The sequence below is a fragment of the Dinoroseobacter sp. S375 genome, from assembly GCF_049800775.1.
Lineage (GTDB): Bacteria > Pseudomonadota > Alphaproteobacteria > Rhodobacterales > Rhodobacteraceae > Dinoroseobacter.
Genome location: NZ_JBNAFR010000003.1, coordinates 196,135 through 217,269, shown reverse-complemented (window position 1 = coordinate 217,269; position 21,135 = coordinate 196,135). Strand labels below are relative to the sequence as shown.

18 protein-coding genes and 1 tRNA gene are annotated in these 21,135 nt (G+C 65.2%); 14 read left to right on the top strand and 5 right to left on the bottom strand.

The window, feature by feature from the left end:
• Nucleotides 1-46: 46 nt before the first annotated feature.
• The 5 genes from ACP150_RS08890 (at nt 47) to ACP150_RS08870 (ending at nt 5,915) form a co-directional block, all read left to right on the top strand.
• Nucleotides 47-736, top strand: coding sequence for a GntR family transcriptional regulator (locus tag ACP150_RS08890; protein ID WP_424966239.1), 690 nt, complete (start codon nt 47-49; stop codon nt 734-736).
• A 118-nt stretch (nt 737-854) separates the two neighbouring features.
• Nucleotides 855-2,105, top strand: a complete 1,251-nt coding sequence (locus tag ACP150_RS08885; RefSeq protein WP_424966238.1) for a sarcosine oxidase subunit beta family protein — start codon at nt 855-857, stop codon at nt 2,103-2,105.
• 9 nt (nt 2,106-2,114) lie between these two features.
• Entirely contained in the window at nt 2,115-2,402 is a 288-nt protein-coding gene (locus ACP150_RS08880) for a sarcosine oxidase subunit delta (RefSeq protein ID WP_424966237.1), read from the top strand.
• The gene (locus ACP150_RS08875) at nt 2,399-5,350 is read left to right on the top strand and encodes a sarcosine oxidase subunit alpha family protein (protein ID WP_424966236.1); all 2,952 of its coding nucleotides are present in this window, start codon (nt 2,399-2,401) and stop codon (nt 5,348-5,350) included. The genes ACP150_RS08880 and ACP150_RS08875 overlap by 4 nt, the downstream gene beginning before the upstream one ends.
• Nucleotides 5,343-5,915 carry a sarcosine oxidase subunit gamma gene (locus ACP150_RS08870; protein WP_424966235.1) on the top strand — a complete coding sequence of 191 codons (573 nt, stop codon included), beginning with the start codon at nt 5,343-5,345 and terminating at the stop codon, nt 5,913-5,915. The genes ACP150_RS08875 and ACP150_RS08870 overlap by 8 nt, the downstream gene beginning before the upstream one ends.
• Here the strand turns inward: ACP150_RS08870 and ACP150_RS08865 are convergent.
• Entirely contained in the window at nt 5,912-6,907 is a 996-nt protein-coding gene (locus ACP150_RS08865) for a GlxA family transcriptional regulator (RefSeq protein ID WP_424966234.1), read from the bottom strand. The genes ACP150_RS08870 and ACP150_RS08865 overlap by 4 nt on opposite strands.
• Before the next feature lie 128 nt (nt 6,908-7,035).
• Between ACP150_RS08865 and ACP150_RS08860 the strand changes: the two genes are divergently transcribed.
• The 5 genes from ACP150_RS08860 to glnT all read left to right on the top strand — a co-directional run bounded on the left by ACP150_RS08860 (nt 7,036) and on the right by glnT (nt 12,113).
• On the top strand, nt 7,036-7,662 hold the full coding sequence (locus ACP150_RS08860; RefSeq protein ID WP_424966233.1) for a helix-turn-helix domain-containing protein: 627 nt from the start codon (nt 7,036-7,038) through the stop codon (nt 7,660-7,662).
• 114 nt (nt 7,663-7,776) lie between these two features.
• Nucleotides 7,777-8,673 carry a class II glutamine amidotransferase gene (locus tag ACP150_RS08855; RefSeq protein WP_424966569.1) on the top strand — a complete coding sequence of 299 codons (897 nt, stop codon included), beginning with the start codon at nt 7,777-7,779 and terminating at the stop codon, nt 8,671-8,673.
• A 1-nt stretch (nt 8,674) separates the two neighbouring features.
• Entirely contained in the window at nt 8,675-9,352 is a 678-nt protein-coding gene (locus tag ACP150_RS08850; RefSeq protein WP_424966231.1) for a protein GlxC, read from the top strand.
• A 10-nt stretch (nt 9,353-9,362) separates the two neighbouring features.
• Nucleotides 9,363-10,709: an FMN-binding glutamate synthase family protein gene (locus ACP150_RS08845; RefSeq protein WP_424966230.1), complete on the top strand. Its 1,347-nt coding sequence runs from the start codon at nt 9,363-9,365 to the stop codon at nt 10,707-10,709.
• 75 nt (nt 10,710-10,784) lie between these two features.
• The gene (gene glnT / locus ACP150_RS08840; protein ID WP_424966229.1) at nt 10,785-12,113 is read left to right on the top strand and encodes a type III glutamate--ammonia ligase; all 1,329 of its coding nucleotides are present in this window, start codon (nt 10,785-10,787) and stop codon (nt 12,111-12,113) included.
• Between the two features lie 232 nt (nt 12,114-12,345).
• On the opposite strand, the gene ACP150_RS08835 is transcribed toward glnT, so the two are convergent.
• Nucleotides 12,346-12,421 (bottom strand) — tRNA-Thr (locus ACP150_RS08835).
• Nucleotides 12,422-13,015: 594 nt separating this feature from the next.
• Here ACP150_RS08835 and pufB point away from each other — a divergent pair.
• The 4 genes from pufB (at nt 13,016) to ACP150_RS08815 (ending at nt 16,077) form a co-directional block, all read left to right on the top strand.
• Nucleotides 13,016-13,171 carry a light-harvesting antenna LH1, beta subunit gene (gene pufB, locus ACP150_RS08830; protein WP_424966228.1) on the top strand — a complete coding sequence of 52 codons (156 nt, stop codon included), beginning with the start codon at nt 13,016-13,018 and terminating at the stop codon, nt 13,169-13,171.
• 12 nt (nt 13,172-13,183) lie between these two features.
• Complete coding sequence (locus tag ACP150_RS08825; RefSeq protein WP_424966227.1) at nt 13,184-13,516, top strand: light-harvesting protein; 333 nt, start codon at nt 13,184-13,186, stop codon at nt 13,514-13,516.
• 84 nt (nt 13,517-13,600) lie between these two features.
• Nucleotides 13,601-15,058, top strand: a complete 1,458-nt coding sequence (locus ACP150_RS08820; protein ID WP_424966226.1) for a PucC family protein — start codon at nt 13,601-13,603, stop codon at nt 15,056-15,058.
• Complete coding sequence (locus tag ACP150_RS08815; protein ID WP_424966225.1) at nt 15,055-16,077, top strand: PucR family transcriptional regulator; 1,023 nt, start codon at nt 15,055-15,057, stop codon at nt 16,075-16,077. The genes ACP150_RS08820 and ACP150_RS08815 overlap by 4 nt, the downstream gene beginning before the upstream one ends.
• Nucleotides 16,078-16,154: 77 nt before the next feature.
• On the opposite strand, the gene ACP150_RS08810 is transcribed toward ACP150_RS08815, so the two are convergent.
• From ACP150_RS08810 to ACP150_RS08800, 3 genes are all read right to left on the bottom strand, one after another.
• A complete protein-coding gene (locus ACP150_RS08810) occupies nt 16,155-17,945 on the bottom strand; it encodes a PHA/PHB synthase family protein (RefSeq protein WP_424966224.1) in 1,791 nt (596 codons plus the stop codon).
• A 74-nt stretch (nt 17,946-18,019) separates the two neighbouring features.
• Nucleotides 18,020-19,204: an acetyl-CoA C-acyltransferase family protein gene (locus ACP150_RS08805; protein ID WP_424966223.1), complete on the bottom strand. Its 1,185-nt coding sequence runs from the start codon at nt 19,202-19,204 to the stop codon at nt 18,020-18,022.
• A 22-nt stretch (nt 19,205-19,226) separates the two neighbouring features.
• Complete coding sequence (locus ACP150_RS08800; protein WP_424966222.1) at nt 19,227-21,122, bottom strand: propionyl-CoA synthetase; 1,896 nt, start codon at nt 21,120-21,122, stop codon at nt 19,227-19,229.
• Between the last annotated feature and the right edge of the window lie 13 nt (nt 21,123-21,135).

Here is a 21,135-nt window from a genome sequence, read left to right as displayed (position 1 = left end):
CAATATGATCTTGCTCCGCCGCAGCGCGGGACCTATCCTGAGACCCATGTCCAAACCGGCCCTTGCGAAGATCGACCACCCTCCCGCCACCCTGCGCGACCTCGTGCAGGAGCGGATGCGCGAGGCCATCATCGAAGGCGTCTTCGAACCGGGTCAGCGTCTGGTGGAACGCCCGCTTTGCGACCAGCTTGGGGTGAGCCGCACGGTGGTGCGCGAAACGATCCGCTATCTCGAGGCCGAAGGTCTGGTCGAGATCCTGCCCGGGCGCGGACCCATCGTCGCCCGGATGAGCCGGGACGACGCGCGGCAGATCTACGATATCCGCCGCGCGCTGGAGACCGCCGCCGCCGAAGCCTGCGCCCGCAATATCACCCCCGAGGGCATCACCCGCCTGCGCGCTGCCCTCGACCGGCTCAAGCAGGCTGTCGCAGTGGCCAGCCCCGGCGCGGTATTTCGCACAAGCTCGGAATTCTACGCCGAGATCTTCCAAGGGGCCGGGCACAGCGTCGCGTGGGAGGTCGTTCAGCGCCTCAACGGACGCATCAGCCGGTTGCGCCTGCTGACCCTGACCCAGCCCGACCGCGCCCGCCCTGGACCCGAACACATGGACCGGATCTGTGACGCGATCGCGGCCGGGGACGCGGCGGCCGCGCGCGCCGCGGTCGAAAGCCATCTGGACGACACCATGGCCATTGCGGACCGGCTTCTGGCGTCGGAAGACGCGCAGGACGACTGAACCGCGCGCGAGCCGTCTTTTCCACCCCGATGTCCGATTTGCCTGACCCCGGGTCGGGTTTCACCGGGACAAAACAAGGGCAATGCGCCCATGGTGACCCGGAAGGAGTCCGAACCGCATGCGCTATTCAGGTTTTCGCGTCATCAAAGAAGCCCTCACCGGGCACCGGGGCTGGGGTCCGGCCTGGCGCGATCCGGAGCCGAAGCCGCAATACGACATCGTGGTGATCGGCGGCGGCGGGCATGGGCTTGCCACGGCCTATTACCTCGCCGCGAAATACGGCCAGCACCGGGTGGCCGTGCTCGAGAAGGGCTGGATCGGCGGCGGGAATGTCGGGCGCAACACGACGATCATCCGCTCGAATTACCTGCTGGATGGCAATGAACCCTTCTACGAGTTCTCGCTGAAACTCTGGGAAGGGCTGGAGCAGGAGCTCAACTACAACGCCATGGTCAGCCAGCGCGGGATCCTCAACCTGATCCACACGGACGCCCAGCGCGATGCCTTCATCCGGCGGGGCAATGCGATGCGGATGCATGGCGCGGATGCGGATCTGCTGAGCACAGCGCAGATCACCGCGCGCTACCCCTTCCTGAACACCGCCGATGCCCGCTTTCCGATCAAGGGCGGGCTGGCCCAGCATCGCGGCGGTACCGTGCGCCATGACGCGGTGGCCTGGGGCTATGCACGCGCTGCCGACCAGCTCGGCGTGGATATCCTGCAGAATTGCGAGGTCACCGGCTTTGCCATCCAGAACGGTGTCTGCACCGGGGTGGAAACGACCCGAGGGCCGATCCGGGCGGGCAAGGTCGGGGTCTGCGTGGCCGGATCCTCCAGCCGGGTGATGGCACAGGCCGGGATGCGCCTGCCGATCGAGAGCCATGTCCTGCAGGCCTTCGTCTCGGAGGGGCTGAAACCCCTGCTGCCGGGGGTGATCACCTTCGGGGCCGGGCATTTCTATGTCAGCCAGTCCGACAAGGGCGGGTTGGTCTTTGGCGGCGATATCGACGGCTACAACTCCTATGCCCAGCGCGGCAACCTGCCCGTGGTCGAGGATGTCTGCGAGGGCGGGATGGCGATCTTCCCGATGCTGGGGCGCGCGCGCCTCCTGCGGATGTGGGGCGGGATCATGGACATGAGCATGGATGGCTCGCCGATCATCGACCGGACCCATATCGACGGGCTCTATTTCAATGGCGGCTGGTGCTATGGCGGGTTCAAGGCCACGCCGGCCTCGGGCTATGCCTATGCCCATCTGCTCGCCACGGATGCCCCCCACCCCACCGCCACAGCCTATCGGTTCGATCGCTTCGCCACCGGGCACATGATCGACGAAAAAGGCATGGGCAATCAGCCCAACCTGCATTGAGGTGCTGCCATGATCATTGACCACCCCCTGCTTGGCCCCCGCGACGCTGCGGAGTTCACCTATCTTGGCGATGCCGCCCTGATCCAGCGCCCGGATGGCATGGCCGAGGGCGCATTGGAGGCGTTCACGCGTTACGGCTATCTGCGCGACAACCCCGCCGGACTACACCGGGAGCTGTGGTTCCACGAGCAGGGGGACCGGTCCTGGCTCGTCGTGACCCGCAACACCCTCACCCATGAGATCACCTCGGTCGAGTTGGCCCGGGACGTGGCCCGCCGGGAAGGTCGGTCGCGATGAGCCAGATCCACCGTGTTTCAGGCGGGCAGATCGACCGCGCCACACCGCTCAGCTTTCGCTTCGATGGCAAGACCTATGGCGGCTATGCGGGCGATACGCTGGCCTCGGCGCTGCTGGCCAACGGCGTGCGGCTCATGGGGCGGTCCTTCAAGTATCACCGCCCTCGCGGCCCCCTGACCGCAGGCTCGGAGGAACCGAACGCCATCATCACCCTGCGCAGCGGCGCGCGGGCAGAGCCGAACACCCGCGCCACCACGGCGGAGCTCTTCGACGGGCTGGAAGCGACGTCGCAGAACCGCTGGCCGAGCCTCGCCTTCGACGCCATGGCCATCAATGATCGGCTCTCGCGCTTCTTTGCAGCGGGGTTCTATTACAAGACCTTCATGTGGCCCGCCGCCTTCTGGGAAAAGGTCTATGAGCCGATCATCCGGAGGGCTGCCGGGCTCGGCGCGCTCTCGGCGCTGGACGACCCGGATGCCTATGACAAGGGGTTCCGCCATTGCGACCTTCTGGTGATCGGCGCGGGACCCTCAGGGCTGTTGGCCGCCCTGACCGCGGCGCGCGCGGGGGCGGAGGTGATCCTCGCCGACGAGGATTTCCGTCTGGGCGGGCGGCTGAATTCCGAGACCTACAGCATCGGCGACCAGCCGGGGGCTGACTGGGCCAGCGCGGTCATGGCTGAGCTGGGAAGCTTCGCCAATGTCCGGATCATGCCCCGGACCACGGTCCTTGGCGGGTTCGACCACGGCATCTATGGCGCGCTGGAGCGGGTCTGGGACCATGTGGCCACCCCGCCGCCGGGCAAACCGCGCCAGATCCTCTGGCGGATCTATGCCAAGCGCGCGGTGCTGGCCGCAGGGGCCACAGAACGGCCCATTGCGTTCGAGAACAATGACCGGCCGGGGATCATGCTCGCCTCGGCCCTGCGCAGCTATGTCAACCGCTGGGCGGTCACCCCGGCCCGGCAGGTCGCGATCTTCACCAATAACGATGACGGGCACCGCGCGGCGATGGACCTGCAGGCCGCCGGGGTCGAGATTGCCGCCATTCTCGACACGCGCCCGGACGCGCCCACCCATGGAGAGGTCGAGGTCCTCCAGGGCGCGACCATCACCCAGACACGCGGACGGCTCGGACTGACCGGGATCACGGTCACCACCGCGGATGGCACAGAGCGGCAGCTGGCCTGCGGCGCCCTCGGTGTCTCGGGTGGGTGGAACCCGAACCTGCATCTGGCGAGCCACCATCGCGGCAGACCGACATGGGACGAGACCATCGCCGCCTTCGTCCCCGGGGACAGCCTGCCTGACGGATTGCGCGTGGCGGGAGCGGCCTCGGGGCAGCTCACCACCGCCGGGGCCCTGCGCAGCGGCGCGGAATGCGCACAGGCCGCGCTGGCCGATCTGGGGATCATCGCCCCCTGCCCGGACCTGCCCGAGACCGCGGATGCTCCGGTGCGCCTGACACCTTTCTGGCACGTGGCCGGGGCCAAACGCGCCTGGCTCGACCAACAGAATGATGTCACCGTCAAGGATATCCAACTGGCCCATCAGGAGAATTTCACCTCCGTCGAGCATCTCAAGCGCTACACGACACTGGGCATGGCCACGGATCAGGGCAAGACGTCGAATATGGGCGGGCTCGCGGTGATGGCCGAACTTGCGGGCAAGCCGATCCCCGAGGTGGGCACGACCATGTTCCGCCCGCCCTATACGCCCACCGCCATCGGGGCCTTTGCCGGGCGATCGCGCGGCGCGGCGTTCCGACCCACCCGCAAGACGCCGTCGCACCACTGGGCCGAAGAGCAAGGCGCGGTTTTCGTCGAGGTCGGCATGTGGCTGCGCGCGCAATGGTTCCCCCGACCGGGCGAGACCCATTGGCGGCAAGCGGTGGACCGCGAAGTGCTGCAGACCCGCAAGTCCGTGGGGATCTGCGATGTGACGACCCTCGGCAAGATCGATGTGCAGGGCGCGGATGCGGCGGCCTTCCTCAACCGGGTCTATTGCAACCCTTTCGCCAAGGTCCCCGTGGGCAAGGTCCGCTACGGGCTGATGCTGCGTGAGGATGGCATCGCCATGGATGACGGCACCGCCGCACGGCTGGCCGAGGACCATTTCGTCGTCACCACGACCACCGCCAACGCGGTCAGCGTCTATCGCCATATGGAATTCGTGCGCCAATGCCTCTTTCCCGACATGGATGTGCAGCTCATCTCGACCACCGAGGCCTGGGCCCAGTTCTCGGTGGCCGGGCCAAATGCGCGGCGTCTTCTGCAGAAGGCCGTGGACCCGGAACACGACATCTCAAACGCGGCGTTTCCTTACATGGCCTGTGGCGAGATCAGCGTGGATGGCATCCGGGCGCGGCTCTTCCGGATCTCGTTCTCGGGCGAGCTGGCCTATGAGATTGCCGTGCCGACCCGCTATGGCGATGCCCTGATCCGCAAGCTGATGGCCGCGGGCGCCGAGTATGACGTGGTCGCCTATGGCAGCGAGGCGCTGAGCGTCATGCGGATCGAGAAAGGGCATCCAGCGGGCAATGAGCTGAATGGCACCACCACGGCGCTGAACCTCGGAATGGCGCGGATGGTGTCCGAAAAGAAAGACAGCATCGGCAGCACCTTGTCCCGCCGCGCGGGGCTGACCGCGCCCGATGCGCTGCGTCTGGTGGGGCTCAAACCCGTGGATCCCGCCCTGCCCGTGCCGGCGGGGGCGCATCTGGTGGCGCAGGACGCCCCGGTCACCGCCGCGCAGGATCAGGGATATGTCACCTCGGCCTGTTTCTCACCCCATCTGGGTCATGCCATCGCACTGGGATTTCTCAAGTCCGGGGGCGCGCGCCTGGGTGAGATCCTGCGCGTGGTCAGCCCGCTTACGGGCGTGGATCATGCGGTGGAGGTCGTCTCACCCCATTTCATCGACCCCGAAGGAGAGCGGCTCCGTGACTGAGATCCTTCTCACCCAGAACCCGCTGACCGCCCTCGGCGGCAGGACGCCCCGGGTCGATACGGTGGGCCACCTGACCCTGACCGAGATCCCGGATCTCGCGCTGGCCTCGGTCACCGCGCGGCAGGGGCAGGAGGCAGCCTGCCAGCACCATCTGATCGCTTTGCTTGATGCGGTGCCCGCACCGGGACGAGCAACCGAGCGCGCGGACGAGGCCGGGTTCTGGATCGGGCCGGAGGCGTGGATGATCGCCGCTCCACTGGCCCGCGACGCGGACCTTGCCGCCAGCCTGAAACAGCGCTTCGGCGAGAGTGCCTCGATCACCGAGCAGACCGATGGCTGGGTCGTCTTCGACCTGCAGGGGGAGGGGATGGTCGCGGCGATGGAACTGCTCTGCCCCGTCGATCTGCGCCGCATGGATCCCGGCGGGGTGCAGCGCACGACGCTCGACCATCTCGGCTGCTTCGTCTGGTGGCGGGGGCAAGAGGCCGGGCTGCGCATTCTCGGGCCACGCTCGGCAGCGGGCTCGCTGCACCATGCGCTGCTGACGGCGATGGGCGCGATCTAGGTCGAGGGCACCGGCAGGTTGCCGGTCACCCGGAACAGGTTGATCTGCGCCCGGTCCTCCAGCGGCGATTTCCCGAAGGCCGCCCGGTAATGCTTGCCAAAGGTCTGAGCATCGCCATAGCCCACGGCCTGCGCGATCTCGGCCAGCCGGTCATTGGTATAGAGCACGATCTGGCGTGCGGCCTCCATCCGCAGCTTGCGCGCATAGCGCGAGGGGCTGAGCCCGGTCGCCTGCTTGAAGGCGCGCTCCAACTGCCGGGGCGAGATCTCCAGCCGCGCTGCAACCTCGGCCACCCCGGGCGGCTCGGACAGCGTCTCGGAGAACAGGCGCACGGCCTGCGCCACCAGCGGCGGCAACTCGGCCCCCGGTGCCTCGGACAAAAGCGCGGGAATGGCCTGAGCCACATCGCCCCGGCGCATCACCGGGTGCTGGAACCAGCAGGCCACCTCGGTCGCCAGCGCCCGTCCGAGCCGTTGCTCGATCATCAAAAGCGCAAGGTCAAAGGCCGCCGCTGCCCCGGCCGCCGTGATCGTCTTGCCGCGCCACTCCAGCACCTGATCCGTGGCCGCCTGATCCGGGAAGGCCGTCTCAAAGGCGGCTTGATAACACCAATGCACCGCGACGGGGGTGTCCGGCGCCAGCCCTGCCCGGACCAGGGGAAAAACCCCGCCGCTCACCGCACCGAGCACCGCCCCGTGCCGCGCCTGCCGTCGCAGGATCCCGACCGTGGCCGGCGTGGCAAGGCGGGCAGTCGGGGCCGAGAGCAGGATCAGATAGTCAAAAACCGGGTCCTCACGCCGCAGCGGATCCGTCTCGAACCCGATCTGCGCGCTGGACGTGACCTGCCCGCCCCCCTCGGACAGCAACCGCCACCGGAAGACATCCGTGCCGTGGATCTCGTTGGCAGCGCGCAAGGGTTCGATCATCGAGGTCAGGCATGCCATCGGAAAGCCTGACGAGATCAGAAACCCGGCGGTCATGGTCTGTGTCATGGGCCCGGTGGAGGTTTGATTTCGATCCGCCTAGTGTAATCTCAGGAAAGAAAGTGGCAATCAGAAGAAACTCTGAAGCCCCGTGCGTGCCCCCTGTCCCGGCGCGTACCCCAGTGATGGAGACACCGATGGTCGTCAAACTGAGTCAGGACCCCCATTCCGTTCAGGCCGGGCGCGAGAGCGTGCTGGAGGTCGCGATCGGGCGCGAGGTCCGGGCCTTTCGCAAGCAGCACGGCATCACGGTCGCCGAACTTTCCGACCTGACCGGGCTCTCCATCGGGATGCTGTCCAAGATCGAAAACGGCAATACCTCGCCCTCGCTTTCGACCCTGCAATCGCTGGCCAACGCGCTGTCGGTGCCGCTCACCGCGTTCTTTCGGCAATATGAAGAGCGGCGCGAGGCCGTGCATACCAAGGCGGGCAAGGGCGTCGAGATCGCGCGCGAGGGCACGCGGGCGGGGCATCAATACAACCTGCTGGGCCATATCGGCAGCAATGCGAGCGGCGTGATTGTCGAACCCTACCTGATAGAGCTGACCGCGGAATCCGACACGTTCGACACGTTCCAGCATGGCGGGCTCGAGACGATCTACATGCTCAGCGGCGCGGTGGATTACCGGCACGGGGCCGAAGTCTATCCCCTGCGCCCGGGCGATACACTGTTTTTCGATGCGGATGCCCCGCACGGGCCGGAAACACTGGTGGACCTGCCCGCGCGCTACATCTCGATCATCAGCTATCCGCAGGGGCGGTAAGCGTTCGAGACGCCGGAAATATTCCTGTGGTGAAATTTTTATTCTTCATGGTTGTGAATCGCCAGGGGGGAATGCTACCGTCCGGCCAAACCCCAGATCATGGAGAACGTGCGGATGTGCGGGATCGTCGGCCTATTTCTGAAGGACAAATCGCTGGAGCCCGCGCTGGGCGCCATGCTCACGGATATGCTGGTCACCATGACCGATCGCGGTCCGGACAGTGCGGGCCTTGCCCTTTATGGCGATGAGCAGAGCGGAGTGTCGAAGCTGACGATCCAGTCTGATCACCCCGAGACGGTGTTTGACGGGCTGGCCGACACGCTGGGGACCGCGATCGGTGCCCCCATTACTCTGGACCAGAAGGACACCCATGCAGTGCTGGAGGTGCCCACCGCGCAGGTCGAGGCGACCCGCGCCGCGCTGGAGGCCCATGACCCCGCGATCCGGGTGATGAGCGTTGGCGACATCATCGAGATCTACAAGGAAGTGGGCCTGCCCAAGGACGTCGCCGCACGGTTCAGCATTTCCGAGATGTCCGGCACCCATGGCATCGGCCACACCCGCATGGCCACGGAATCCGCCGTCACCACCATGGGCGCGCATCCCTTCAATACCGGGTCCGACCAATGCCTTGTCCACAACGGGTCCCTGTCGAACCACAACTCCCTGCGCCGCAAGCTGAAACGCGAGGGCGTGCGCATCGAGACCGAGAATGACAGCGAGGTGGCCGCCGCCTACCTGACCTGGAAAATGCAGAATGGCGCGACCCTGGGCGATGCGCTGGAAAGCTCGCTTGAGGATCTGGACGGGTTCTTCACCTTCGTGGTGGGCACCAAGGACGGGTTCGGCGTGGTCCGCGACCCGATTGCCTGCAAACCGGCAGTCATGGCCGAGACCGACCAATATGTCGCCTTCGGCTCCGAATACCGCGCGCTGGTCAACCTGCCCGGGATCGACACCGCCCGCGTCTGGGAGCCCGAGCCCGCCACCGTCTATTTCTGGAACCACTGAGATGCAGATTTTTGACCTTGAGGCGCAGGGATTGCGCGCCCTGAACGCCACCCTCCATGCGCAGGCAGAGACCACCAACCAGACCCAGTGGGAGGTCGTGAACCCACGCGGCAGTCACGCCATCGCGGTCGGTCTCGACGCCCCGATCGAGGTGACTGTCAAAGGCTCGACCGGCTATTACTGCGCCGGGATGAACAAGCAGGCCACGGTCCATGTTCATGGCTCGGCGGGCCCGGGCGTGGCCGAGAACATGATGAGCGGCACGGTCGTGATCGATGGCGATGCCAGCCAATATGCCGGGGCGACGGGCCATGGCGGCACGCTGGTGATCAAGGGCAATGCCTCGTCGCGCTGCGGGATCTCGATGAAGGGGATCGACATCGTGGTCCATGGCAATGTCGGGCACATGTCCGCCTTCATGGCGCAATCGGGCAACCTCGTGGTCTGCGGCGATGCGGGCGATGCGCTGGGGGATTCGATCTACGAGGCGCGCCTCTTCGTGCGCGGTTCCGTCAAATCGCTCGGCGCGGACTGCATCGAGAAGGAGATGCGGCCCGAACATCTCGAGATCCTGGCGGACCTGCTCGCGCGCGGGGGCTGCGATGCGAAACCCGAAGAGTTCAAGCGCTACGGCTCGGCGCGCAAGCTCTACAACTTCCATATCGACAATGCCTATTGAGGACCCAGAGATGAAGGACATCAAGCAGGATGGTCCTCCGCGGACCGAACCGATCCAGTCGGCCACCTTCAGCCAGAGCGTCAATGCCGAGATCCGGCGCGCGGCGGCCACGGGGATCTATGACGTGCGCGGCGGCGGAGCGAAGCGGAAGGTGCCGCATTTTGACGATCTGCTGTTTCTGGGCGCCTCGATCTCACGCTACCCGCTGGAGGGCTACCGCGAGACCTGCGACACGCGGGTGACGCTGGGCACGCGCTTTGCGGCCAACCCCATCGAGCTGGACATCCCGATCACCATCGCGGGCATGTCCTTTGGCGCGCTGTCGGGCCCCGCGAAGGAGGCTCTGGGCCGGGGCGCGACCCTCGCGGGCACCTCGACCACCACCGGCGATGGCGGCATGACCCCCGAGGAGCGCGGGCATTCCGACAAGCTGGTCTACCAGTACCTGCCCTCGCGCTACGGGATGAACCCGGATGATCTGCGCAAGGCCGATGCGATCGAGGTTGTGGTCGGGCAAGGCGCGAAACCCGGCGGGGGCGGCATGCTTCTGGGCCAGAAGATCTCCGACCGCGTGGCCGAGATGCGCAACCTGCCCAAGGGCATCGACCAGCGCTCGGCCTGCCGCCATCCGGATTGGACCGGCCCCGATGATCTGGAAATCAAGATCCTCGAGCTGCGGGAAATCACCTCGTGGAAGGTGCCGATCTATATCAAGGTCGGCGGTGCACGGCCCTATTTCGATACGACGCTTGCTGTGAAGGCCGGGGCGGATGTGGTCGTGCTGGACGGGATGCAGGGGGGCACGGCCGCCACGCAGGACGTCTTCATCGAACATGTGGGCCAGCCGATCCTCGCCTGCATCCGCGAGGCGGTGCGGGCATTGCAGGATCTGGGCATGCACCGGGAGGTGCAGCTGGTGGTCTCGGGCGGTGTACGCACCGGGGCCGATGTGGCCAAATGCATGGCGCTCGGCGCGGATGCGGTGGCCATCGGTACGGCGGCCCTGATCGCGCTGGGGGATAATGACCCGCGCTGGGAGGATGACTACCAGCGGCTCGGCACCACCGCGGGCGCTTATGATGACTGGCACGAGGGCAATGACCCGGCGGGCATCACCACCCAGGACCCGGATCTGATGTCCCGGCTTGACCCGGTCGAAGGCGGTCGGCGGCTGAACAACTACCTCAAGGTGATGACGCTGGAGGCGCAGACCATCGCGCGGGCCTGCGGCAAGAGCCACCTGCACAATCTGGAACCCGAGGACCTCTGCGCCCTGACCATGGAGGCCGCAGCCATGGCGCGGATCCCTCTGGCCGGCACCGACTGGTATCCGGGCAAACCAGGGACCAGTTTCTGACCAGACCGAACCGCCATGCCCCGCGCCGCGGGCGCCCCTTCATTTCGACCCAAACCGACAACAGGACAACGCCACATGACCATTGATCTCGCCGCCTTCGCCAAGGACAAGGGTGTCAATTACTTCATGATCTCTTTCACGGACCTGTTCGGCGGCCAACGGGCCAAGCTGGTGCCCGCGCAGGCCATCGCCGACATGCAGAAAGAAGGCGCGGGCTTTGCCGGGTTTGCCACCTGGCTCGACATGACCCCGGCCCATCCGGACATGCTGGCCGTGCCGGATGCCTCTTCGGTGATCCAGCTGCCCTGGAAGCCCGAAGTCGCCTGGGTCGCGAGCAATTGCGTCATGGAAGACGCGGATGTCGCGCAGGCCCCGCGCAACGTCCTGCGTCGCTTGATCGACGAGGCCGCCAGCGAGGGCCTGCATGTGAAGACCGGGGTGGAGGCGGAGTATTTCCTGCTGACCCCCGAGGGCACGCAGATCTCGGACCCGTTCGATACAGCCGAGAAGCCGTGCTATGACCAGCAGGCCGTGATGCGCCGCTATGACGTGGTGCGCGAGATCTGCGACTACATGCTCGTTCTGGGCTGGGGGCCGTATCAGAACGACCATGAAGACGCGAATGGCCAGTTCGAGATGAACTGGGAGTTCGACGATGTCCTCAGGACAGCCGACAAGCACAGCTTCTTCAAGTTCATGACCAAGTCCGTCGCCGAGAAACACGGCTTCCGCGCAACCTTCATGCCCAAGCCCATCGAGGGCCTGACCGGCAATGGCTGTCACGCGCATATCTCGGTCTGGGACGCGCCCGGGGCGGATGCCAGAACCAATGTCTTTGCGGGTGAGGGCGATGGGCAGACCGGCGAGGTGGGCCTGTCGGAGCGGGGCAAGCATTTCCTCGGCGGGATCATGAAGCACGCCTCGGCGCTGGCGGCGATCACCAACCCGACGGTAAACAGCTACAAGCGGATCAACGCACCGCGCACGGTCTCCGGGGCGACATGGGCGCCGAATACGGTGACATGGACCGGCAATAACCGCACCCATATGGTCCGTGTCCCCGGCCCAGGCCGGTTCGAGCTGCGCCTGCCCGACGGCGCGGCCAACCCCTATCTTCTGCAGGCGGTGATCATCGCGGCGGGTCTCGACGGGATCCGCAGCAAGGCCGATCCGGGCAAGCGACACGACATCGACATGTATGCCGAGGGCCACAAGGTCCGGGGCGCGCCCAAGCTGCCGCTGAACCTGCTCGACGCGCTGCGCGCCTATGACCGCGACAAGGGGCTCAAGGCGGCCATGGGCGAGGAGTTCTCCAACGCCTACCTGAAGATGAAGATGCAGGAATGGAATTCCTATGTCTCCCACTTCTCGGAATGGGAGCGGGTGAACACGCTCGACATCTGACGCGGAGGGCATGGGGGGCGGCCCCCCGTGTCTGTCCCGTCGCAACCTCGTTGAGAACGGGTGCTGCCACCTTCGCGAAGATCCGACAGCCCCAGATGGGGGTCCACACGGACCATCTTTGGACGCGCTACACCCTGCGGAACCCCGAGCGGAACGTGGTTTCGGCCAAGGCACTTGATACGGGTGGTCTGATGTAACGTAGCTCAGAACGGGGAAGGTTCGGGGAAGAAAGTGGTGCCGCTGAAGGGACTCGAACCCCCGACCCCATCATTACGAATGACGTGCTCTACCAGCTGAGCTACAGCGGCGCTTTTCTTCCTTTTTGCACCCCCGGAGGGCTGCTGTCCCGGGTCCGATGCGCCGTTTTCAGGAGCTTCCGGGCCACCGTTCAAGGCGAACGGGCGGGACAATGACGGGTCGTTTATCCCCTCTGATGGTCCCGTGCAAGACCTCTTGAAGCGCGGCCATGACGCAGGCTTTCCAGCCGCGGAACAGAGGCAGCGCTGCGCGGCAAAGGCCGGGACAGACACGGGGCGGCGCGCGCCTGTCAGTGGCCGGCCGATCAAATCTGCACTCAAGATTTGCAAAAAGCGATTCTCGCGCCATCTTGTGTATCTCAGATGTGGGTTCAGGCCTGTCAGGCCCGCGCCACCGGGTGGGATACAGCCCGCGAGCACCGGCAAAGTTCTGAAACGCTTGAGCTTCTTGACCCTGAGTCGCCCCCTCAAAGCGTCGTATTGTAAATTCTTATTTACACTTGCAATGTCTATAAATCATGACACACTAAGCCTGCGGTCCGGAGAAGGACGTCTCGAGACCGTAAAGTTGCGTGGCATCATTGGTGCAATGCACTGCTGATCGTCATTGCGCTTCAAATGACGCCGCATTGAAGGAGGACCCATATGTCCGATGACCCCGATAAGGTCTGGCCCACAGGCCTGACCCTGAACGAAGCTGAAGAGGTGCACAGCTATCTGATTGATGGCACGCGTGTCTTCGGTGCAATCGCGCTGCTTGCGCATTTCCTGGTCGCGGCTTCGACGCCCTGGCTCGGATAACGGAGGACCGACATGAACAACGCAAAGATGTGGCTTGTCGTGCCTCCCGCCGTAGGCGTGCCCGTATTTCTCGGCGCCGTCGCACTCGGCTCCTTTTCTGTCCATGTTGCTGTTCTGAGCAACACCTCCTGGGTGTCTGACTTCCTGTCCGGCCAACCTCTGGGGACGGGCGATCAGGAAGAAGCCTCGGCGACGATGCTGAAGGATGTCGAGACCGCGAAAGCGTCCTATGTGATGCCCGCGCAGGATGGCGGCCAGCAGGTCCTCGTGATCATGCCGGACGGATCCACCACGACGGCGGTCCTCGCCAGCGCTGCACCTCCCGTGCATACGATGGAACACTGACGCGTCCTCTGACCGTCAAGACTGTCCTGAGATCTGCGGGCACCTGTCCGCAGGTCCCTTTTGACCCCCGAATATGAGTGGGTGATGCTGAATTACCGCGACTTCGCTTTACGCAAACTGGCCACGATCGGTCCGCGTTATCTGCCCTTTGCAGATGTCGCGACGGACGATCTGCCCCTGTCGCGGCTGCTCCGTCTCTCGTTGTTTCAGGTGACCGTCGGGATGGCGGTGGTGCTGCTGGTCGGCACCCTGAACCGCGTGATGATCGTCGAGCTTGGCGTGCCCGCGACCCTTGTGGCGGGGATGCTTGCGCTGCCCCTGCTCTTTGCGCCCTTCCGCACCCTGATCGGGTACAAGTCGGACACCCATGTCTCGGCCCTCGGCCTGCGCCGGGTGCCCTATATCTGGAAGGGCACGCTCTATCAGTTTGGCGGCTTCGCAATCCTGCCCTTCTCGCTGCTGGTGCTGTCTGGCTATGGCGAGGCGGTGGACGCCCCGCGCTGGATCGGGATGTCCGCGGCGGGCCTTGCCTTCCTGCTGGTGGGCGCGGGCATGCATATGGTCCAGACCGTGGGCCTCGCCCTGGCAACAGATCTGGTCGAGGAAGAAGACCAGCCCAAGGTGGTCGGCCTGATGTATGTCATGCTGCTCTTCGGGATGGTGGTGAGCGCGCTGATCTTCGGTGCGCTTCTTGAAAATTACACGCCCGGTCGTCTGATCCAGGTGATCCAGGGCGCCGCGGTGATCACGGTTTCGCTGAACATGTTCGCCATGTGGAAGCAGGAAGCCCGTGACCGCGTCCGCGCCCAGAAGATGGCCGTTGCCAAGCATGATCCGTTCCGCGTCGCGCTGGCCAAACTGGTACAGGCCCCGGGCAAGATGCGCCTGCTGGTGGTGATTGCGCTCGGGACCTTCGGGTTCGGGGCGGCGGATGTGCTGCTGGAACCCTATGGCGGTCAGGCCCTCGGCTTTTCGGTGGCCGAGACCACGAAACTCACGGCCCTGCTCGCGGGCGGCACGCTGATCGGCTTCGGGATCGCTTCGCGCATCCTCGGCTCGGGCGGGGCGCCGATCCGGCTGGGCCTGATCGGTGCGCTGATCGGGATCCCCGGATTTGCCGCGATCATCCTGTCCTCCATGGGCGGCGGGGCGCAGGTCTTTCTGGCGGGCACACTGGCCTGCGGACTGGGCGCGGGGCTGTTCGGCCATGCCACCCTGACGGCGACCATGCGCATGGCGCGCAAGGACCAGATCGGCATGGCATTGGGCACCTGGGGGGCTGTGCAGGCCACCGCAGCCGGGCTCGGCATTGCCCTCGCGGGGATCGTACGGGATGTGATCCTGGCCGGCGGCGGCGAGAGCGGGGTCGCAGTCCACACCCCCTATAACGCCGTTTTTCTCATCGAAATCGTTTTCCTTGGCCTTGCTTGCGCTACCTTACTCCCGTTGCTGGGTAAGGCGCGGTTTGCGCAGGGCCCTGACACCACGCGGTCCGCAAGGTCCGTATCGGACACACATTCCGAACAGGCGGAGGCATCATGACAAAAGTCATCACGCGGTATTTCGAAGACGCAAAGCAAGCGAAGGCGGCGGAGCGCAGGTTTCTCTCGCAGCGCTTTCCACGCAGCATTCTGCGGCTCTACACCGATGCCGACGGCCTGACCGACACGCTGACTGCGGCCCATGTGGAAAAGGCAACCGCCAAGGCCTATGAAAAGGCGCTGGCCAAGGGCGGCGCCGTTCTGATGGTCAATGCCGGGCACAAGCCGCTTGGCGTGGCCCAGACGACCCGGGACACGACTGCGGCCATGGGCGCCAAGGACATGGGCGATCTGGTGGAAGAGGTCTATGTCGCGGACAAGCCGGGCAAGTCGACCAGCGTTCTGACGGATCACCCGCTCTTCCTGACCCGCGAACGGGACCCTGACGAGACGAACCATTACATGGCGAACTGGCCGATCCCGCTGATCAGTCACCGCAAGCCCAAGGACGAGTTCGCCTTCCCGCGCCATGCCCGGATGGCCAATTTCCCGATCCCGCTGACCATTCGGATGAAGCCGCGCGACGAGTTCGCCTTTCCGCGCCATGCCCGGATGGCCAACTTCCCGATCCCGCTGACCATTCGGCGCAAGCCCTCGGACAAGTTCCTGTTCCCGCGCCACGCCCGGATGGCGAACTTCCCGATCCCGCTGATCAGCAAGCGCAAGCCCTATACCGGCTCGCTGATCCCGCGCCACCAGCGCATGGCGAACTGGCCCTTCCCGCTTCTGATCAATGGCAAGACCGGGACCAATGCTCTGATCCCGGGCGCGCCGCGCATGGCCAACTTCCCGATCCCGCTGATAAGCGACCGCAAACCCTTTACGGGCACGCTGATCCCCAGACATGGGCGCATGGCGAACTTCCCGATCTCGCTCCTGAGCAAGCGCAAGCCCTTCACCGGCTCGATCTTCTCGCGACACAAGCGGATGGCGAACTTCCCGATCCCGCTGGTGAGCAAGCGCGAGGACCGGTTCTCGTTCTCCAAGATGCTGGGGATGCCGACGCTGATCAGCCGCTGATCCCACGCAAACCCGAATACGGAAAGAGGCGCCACGGCGCCTCTTTTTGCATTCAGCTGTGCGGTACGTCCGGGCGGTCAATCCGCCGGGCGCGCGGTCACATAGCGGCCCGGTGCAGGCTCGATGGATTTGTACTTGCCCCGGGTCTTGGGTTTGCGGGCAGGCACTTGCTCTCCGTCATGCTGGGCGAGCCATTCGGTCCAGTGCGGCCACCACGACCCCTTGTGCTGCGCGGCGGCGTCCAGAAACGCCTGCGGATCGGCCGGATAGCCATCGCCCGTGCGGTAGCCGTATTTCATCCGCTCGTTGGGCGGGTTGATCACCCCGGCAATATGGCCGGAACCCCCGAGCACGAATTCCACCTCGCCGCCGAACAGGCCCGTCGCCGGATAGATCGAGGTCCAGGGCGCAATATGGTCGTCAATCGTCGCCAGCACGAAGACCGGCGTCTCGACCTTGCTGACATCGATCTTCTGCCCGTCCATCTCGAGCCCGCCGGGCTGGCGCAGCTTGTTCTCGAGATAGACCTCCTTGAGATACCACAGCAGCATGGCCTTCGGCAGGCGCGTGCTGTCGGAATTCCAATAGAGCAGGTCAAACGGCCGGGGCTTGTTCCCCTGCAGGTAATTGGCCTCGTAGAAAGACCAGATCAGGTCATTCTCCCGCAGCATCGAGAACATGTCCTGCAGGTGATGGGATTCGAGATATCCCTTCTCTTCCATATGCGCGCGGAGGATTTCGAGCCGCTCTTCGTCGATGAAGACACCGATCTCGCCCACATCCTTGAAATCCACCATGGTCGCCAGCGTGGTCGCGGCGTTGATCCGGTCATCGCCCTTGGCCGCGAGATAGCCGAGCATGGCCGTCACAAGGATCCCGCCGATGCAGAAGCCCAGAACATTGGCCTTCTCTTCGCCGGTGATGTCGCGGATCACATCCAGCGCCGTGAGCGGGCCGAGCTTCATGTAATCGCCGAAATCCAGATCCGCATGGGCCTTGGTCGGGTTGGCCCAGGAGATCACGAAGACCGAATGCCCCTGTTCCAGCGCATAGCGGATCAGGCTGTTCTTCGGCTGCATGTCCATGATGTAGAACTTGTTGATCCAGGCCGGAACAAAGAGCATGGGGATCTTGTTCTGCGTCTCGGTGCGGGGGTGATACTGGATGAGCTGCATCAGCTCGTTCTCGTAGATCACCTCGCCCTCGGTCGTGGCCAGATCCACCCCGACCTCGAAGGCATGGGCGTCATTGGTCGCGATGTCGAGCCGACCTTCGCCACGCTCCAGATCGTCGAGCATGTTTTCCAGCCCGTCGAGCAGGCTGGTGCCCCCGGTCTCGAGCAACTTGGACCGGGCCGCCGCGTTGGTGGCAAGGTAGTTCGCAGGCGAGAGCGCGCTGACCGCCTGACGGGTGTAGAAGTTCACCCGCATATCGTCGCGCCCCTCTTCGGTCATCGTGTCCAACAGGTCCGAGATCGACTTTTCCAACACGAGAAACGCGTCGCGATAGGCGCGCGACACCGGATCGTCATTCCAGTGGGAATCCGCGAAACGGCGATCCCGGATCGGCGCATCCTCCTCGCCCGGCGGCATCAGCATCGCGGTCCAGGCCTGGGCCATGCTCGTACCCATCTGGAGCTGCGCCGCCCAAAGCTCCTGCGGCTTGGTCAGCATCCGGGTCCAGACATTGGTATAGGCCTTGGCCAGGGTCGAGGCGTCCATCAGCGAGTATTCAGAGCCGTTCGCCTTGGCCATGGACAAGGCCTGCATCTGGGCGGCCACGGCCATGCTCCGCTGCGCGATCGACATCATCCGTGTCGTCACCTCGGGCAGGTTCGCACCCCCGGTCTCGGTGGTTACATCAGTCATGGCACTCTCCCCCCTGCTGCGCCGAACAATACACGCGTGGTCGCGGGGCGCCCTCTGGGGCACCTCGCAAGTCCTCAGCTTAGCCGTTCAAAGGCCAGCGCGATACCTTGGCCGCCACCGATGCACATGGTGACGAGGCCAAAGCGACCATCGATCCGCTCCAGCTCGTAGAGCGCCTTTATCGAAATGATCGCGCCCGTTGCCCCGATCGGGTGGCCCAGCGCAATCGCGCCGCCATTCGGGTTGACCTTGTCGGTATCGAGCCCGAGCCCCGCATTCACCGCGCAAGCCTGAGCGGCGAAGGCCTCGTTGCTCTCGATCACGTCGAACTGGTCGGCGGTCATGTCAATCTTCTTGAGCAGGTTGGTCACCGCCGGCACCGGGCCGATCCCCATGACCTCGTGGCGCACACCGGCCAGCGCATAGCCGAGCAGCCGCGCACGCGGCTTGAGCCCCGCCGCCTCGGCCGCGTCTGCCGAGGCCAGCACCAGCGCGCCCGCCCCGTCATTGATCCCCGAGGCATTGCCCGCGGTGACGCTGCCATCCTTCTTGAAGGCCGGGCGCAGCTTGCCGAGGCTTTCCATGGTGGTCGATGCCTTGATGTGCTCGTCCGTGTCAAAGGCGACCATCTCGCGCCGGACCTTCACCTCGATGGGCAGGATCTGGTTCTTGAAATGCCCGGCCTCGACGGCCGCGGCGGCGCGGCGCTGGCTTTCGACGGCAAAGGCATCCTGCTGGTCCCGGCTGATCTGATGCTCGGCGGCGACATTCTCGGCGGTCACGCCCATATGGCCGACCCCGAACGGATCATTGAGGGCGCCGATCATCATGTCGGTGAAGGCCACATCGCCCATCTTCTGACCCGTGCGGATCGACTGGGTCGCATGGGGGGAGCGGGACATGCTCTCGGCGCCACCGGCCAGGGCGAACTCGGTGTCGCCCAGCATGATGTGCTGCGCAGCCGAGATGATGGCCTGAGCCCCCGACCCGCAGAGCCGGTTGACGGTCAGACCCGGCGCATCCTCGGACACGCCCGCATCCACGGCCGCCACGCGGCCCATATACATGTCCTTGGGCTCGGTATTGATCACATGGCCAAAGACCGAGGCGCCGATCTGCCCGGGCTCGACACCGGAACGGGCCATGGCCTCTTTCGAGACTGCGGTGGCCAGGGCCGTAGGGGCCGTGCCCGCCAATGCCCCGCCAAAGGTTCCGATGGCCGTGCGGGCCCCGTCCAGAATAACAACATCTTTCGTCATAGCTTTTTCCTCACTCCTGAAATCAATCGACCGGGTGCCCGAGACCGGCAATCCGGTCCGAAATGACATCCAGAATCGCCGGGTCGTCGATGGTGGCGGGCATTTTCCACGGGGTGCCATTGGCGATGGACACCATCGTCCCGCGCAGGATCTTGCCCGAGCGCGTCTTGGGCAGACCGTTCACCACAAGGCAGGTCTTGAAGGCCGCAACCGGTCCGATCTCCTGCCGCACGAGGGCGACGCATTCCTTGGCGATATCCGCCTCGGTGCGATCCGCCCCGGCATTGAGGCACACAAGGCCCAGCGGCGCCTGACCCTTGAGCTTGTCACCAATGCCGATCACCGCGCATTCGGCGATATCGGGATGGGCGGCCAGCACCTCTTCCATGCCACCGGTGGACAGGCGGTGCCCGGCCACGTTGATGACGTCATCGGTGCGCGCCATGATGTAGAGGTATCCGTCCTCATCCATCATCCCCGCATCGCCGGTCTCGTAATAGCCCGGGAAGGCGTGCAGGTAGCTGCTCTCGTAGCGCGCATCAGCGTTCCAGAGCGTGGGAAGGGTCCCTGGGGGCAGGGGGAGCTTGACGGTGATTGCCCCCAGGGTGCCCGGACCGACGGGGTGTCCCGCGTCGTCCAGGATCTCGATGCTGTAGCCCGGCATCGGCACCGCCGGAGAGCCCGGTTTGACCGGGAGCTCTTCGATGCCGAGCGGGTTCGCGGCGATGGCCCAACCGGTCTCGGTCTGCCACCAATGGTCGATCACCGGCTTTTCCAGATGGGTCTGGGCCCAGGCGATCGTGTCGGGATCCGCACGCTCTCCGGCGAGGAACAGGGCCTGCAGCCCGCTCAGGTCGTATTTGCCGATATAGGAGCCTTCGGGGTCCTCGCGCTTGATGGCGCGCAGGGCGGTCGGGGCTGTGAACAGGACCTTGACGTCGTGATCCTCGATCACCCGCCAGAAGGTGCCCGGATCCGGGGTGCCCACGGGCTTGCCCTCGAAGACAACCGTCGTACAGCCCGCGAGCAGGGGCCCGTAGCAGATATAGCTGTGCCCCACGACCCAGCCCACATCCGAGGCCGCCCAGAACACATCACCCGCCTCGACATTATAGAGGTTCTTCATCGTCCAGAGCAGCGCCACCATATGGCCGCCCGCATGGCGGACCACGCCTTTGGGCTGCCCGGTCGTGCCCGAGGTATAGAGGATATAGAGCGGGTCGGCCCCGCCCACCGGTGTGCAGCCCACCGGCTCGGCGCAGGCCACGCTGTCGGCCCAGTCGAGATCGCGCCCGGCCTCCATGCTGGCCTCGAGCTGCGGACGCTGGAGGATCACCGTGAAGTTCGGCTTGTGCTCGGATTGCGAGATCGCCTCGTCGAGCAGGGGCTTGTAGGCGATGACCCGGCTGCCCTCGATCCCGCAGGAGGCACTCAGAATGGCCTTGGGGGCCGCATCATTGATCCGCACGGCCAGCTCATGGGCGGCAAACCCGCCAAAGACCACCGAATGGATCGCACCGATCCGGGCGCAGGCCAGCATCGCCACGAGGGCCTCGGGCACCATGGGCATGTAGATGATCACCCGGTCGCCCTTGCCCACACCGCGCGCCGCCAGCACACCTGCGAGGCGTGAGACATGCTCCAGCAGCTCGGCATAGGTGATGGTCGTCTTGCTGTCGGTGACCGGACTGTCATGGATGATCGCGGGCTGATCGCCACGCCCGGCCTCTACATGGCGGTCCACCGCGTTATAGCAGGTGTTCGCCTCGGCATCGGCAAACCACCGGTAGAACGGCGCAGCACTGTCATCGAGCACCTTGGTCGGCGGCACGCTCCAGGACACCTCTTTCGCGGCCTCGGCCCAAAATGCCTCCGGATCGGCCTGCGATGCGCCATAAACTTCAGAATACTTCCCCATAAAATCCCCCCTT

Bases quoted from the DNA above. Each gene is read 5' to 3' on its own strand.
- ACP150_RS08890 (WP_424966239.1), top strand. From the start codon at position 47: ATGTCCAAACCGGCCCTTGCGAAGATCGACCACCCTCCCGCCACCCTG.
- ACP150_RS08885 (WP_424966238.1), top strand. From the start codon at position 855: ATGCGCTATTCAGGTTTTCGCGTCATCAAAGAAGCCCTCACCGGGCAC.
- ACP150_RS08880 (WP_424966237.1), top strand. From the start codon at position 2,115: ATGATCATTGACCACCCCCTGCTTGGCCCCCGCGACGCTGCGGAGTTC.
- ACP150_RS08875 (WP_424966236.1), top strand. From the start codon at position 2,399: ATGAGCCAGATCCACCGTGTTTCAGGCGGGCAGATCGACCGCGCCACA.
- ACP150_RS08865 (WP_424966234.1), bottom strand. From the start codon at position 6,907: ATGACACAGACCATGACCGCCGGGTTTCTGATCTCGTCAGGCTTTCCG.
- ACP150_RS08860 (WP_424966233.1), top strand. From the start codon at position 7,036: ATGGTCGTCAAACTGAGTCAGGACCCCCATTCCGTTCAGGCCGGGCGC.
- ACP150_RS08855 (WP_424966569.1), top strand. From the start codon at position 7,777: ATGTGCGGGATCGTCGGCCTATTTCTGAAGGACAAATCGCTGGAGCCC.
- ACP150_RS08850 (WP_424966231.1), top strand. From the start codon at position 8,675: ATGCAGATTTTTGACCTTGAGGCGCAGGGATTGCGCGCCCTGAACGCC.
- ACP150_RS08845 (WP_424966230.1), top strand. From the start codon at position 9,363: ATGAAGGACATCAAGCAGGATGGTCCTCCGCGGACCGAACCGATCCAG.
- glnT (WP_424966229.1), top strand. From the start codon at position 10,785: ATGACCATTGATCTCGCCGCCTTCGCCAAGGACAAGGGTGTCAATTAC.
- pufB (WP_424966228.1), top strand. From the start codon at position 13,016: ATGTCCGATGACCCCGATAAGGTCTGGCCCACAGGCCTGACCCTGAAC.
- ACP150_RS08825 (WP_424966227.1), top strand. From the start codon at position 13,184: ATGAACAACGCAAAGATGTGGCTTGTCGTGCCTCCCGCCGTAGGCGTG.
- ACP150_RS08820 (WP_424966226.1), top strand. From the start codon at position 13,601: ATGCTGAATTACCGCGACTTCGCTTTACGCAAACTGGCCACGATCGGT.
- ACP150_RS08815 (WP_424966225.1), top strand. From the start codon at position 15,055: ATGACAAAAGTCATCACGCGGTATTTCGAAGACGCAAAGCAAGCGAAG.
- ACP150_RS08810 (WP_424966224.1), bottom strand. From the start codon at position 17,945: ATGACTGATGTAACCACCGAGACCGGGGGTGCGAACCTGCCCGAGGTG.
- ACP150_RS08805 (WP_424966223.1), bottom strand. From the start codon at position 19,204: ATGACGAAAGATGTTGTTATTCTGGACGGGGCCCGCACGGCCATCGGA.
- ACP150_RS08800 (WP_424966222.1), bottom strand. From the start codon at position 21,122: ATGGGGAAGTATTCTGAAGTTTATGGCGCATCGCAGGCCGATCCGGAG.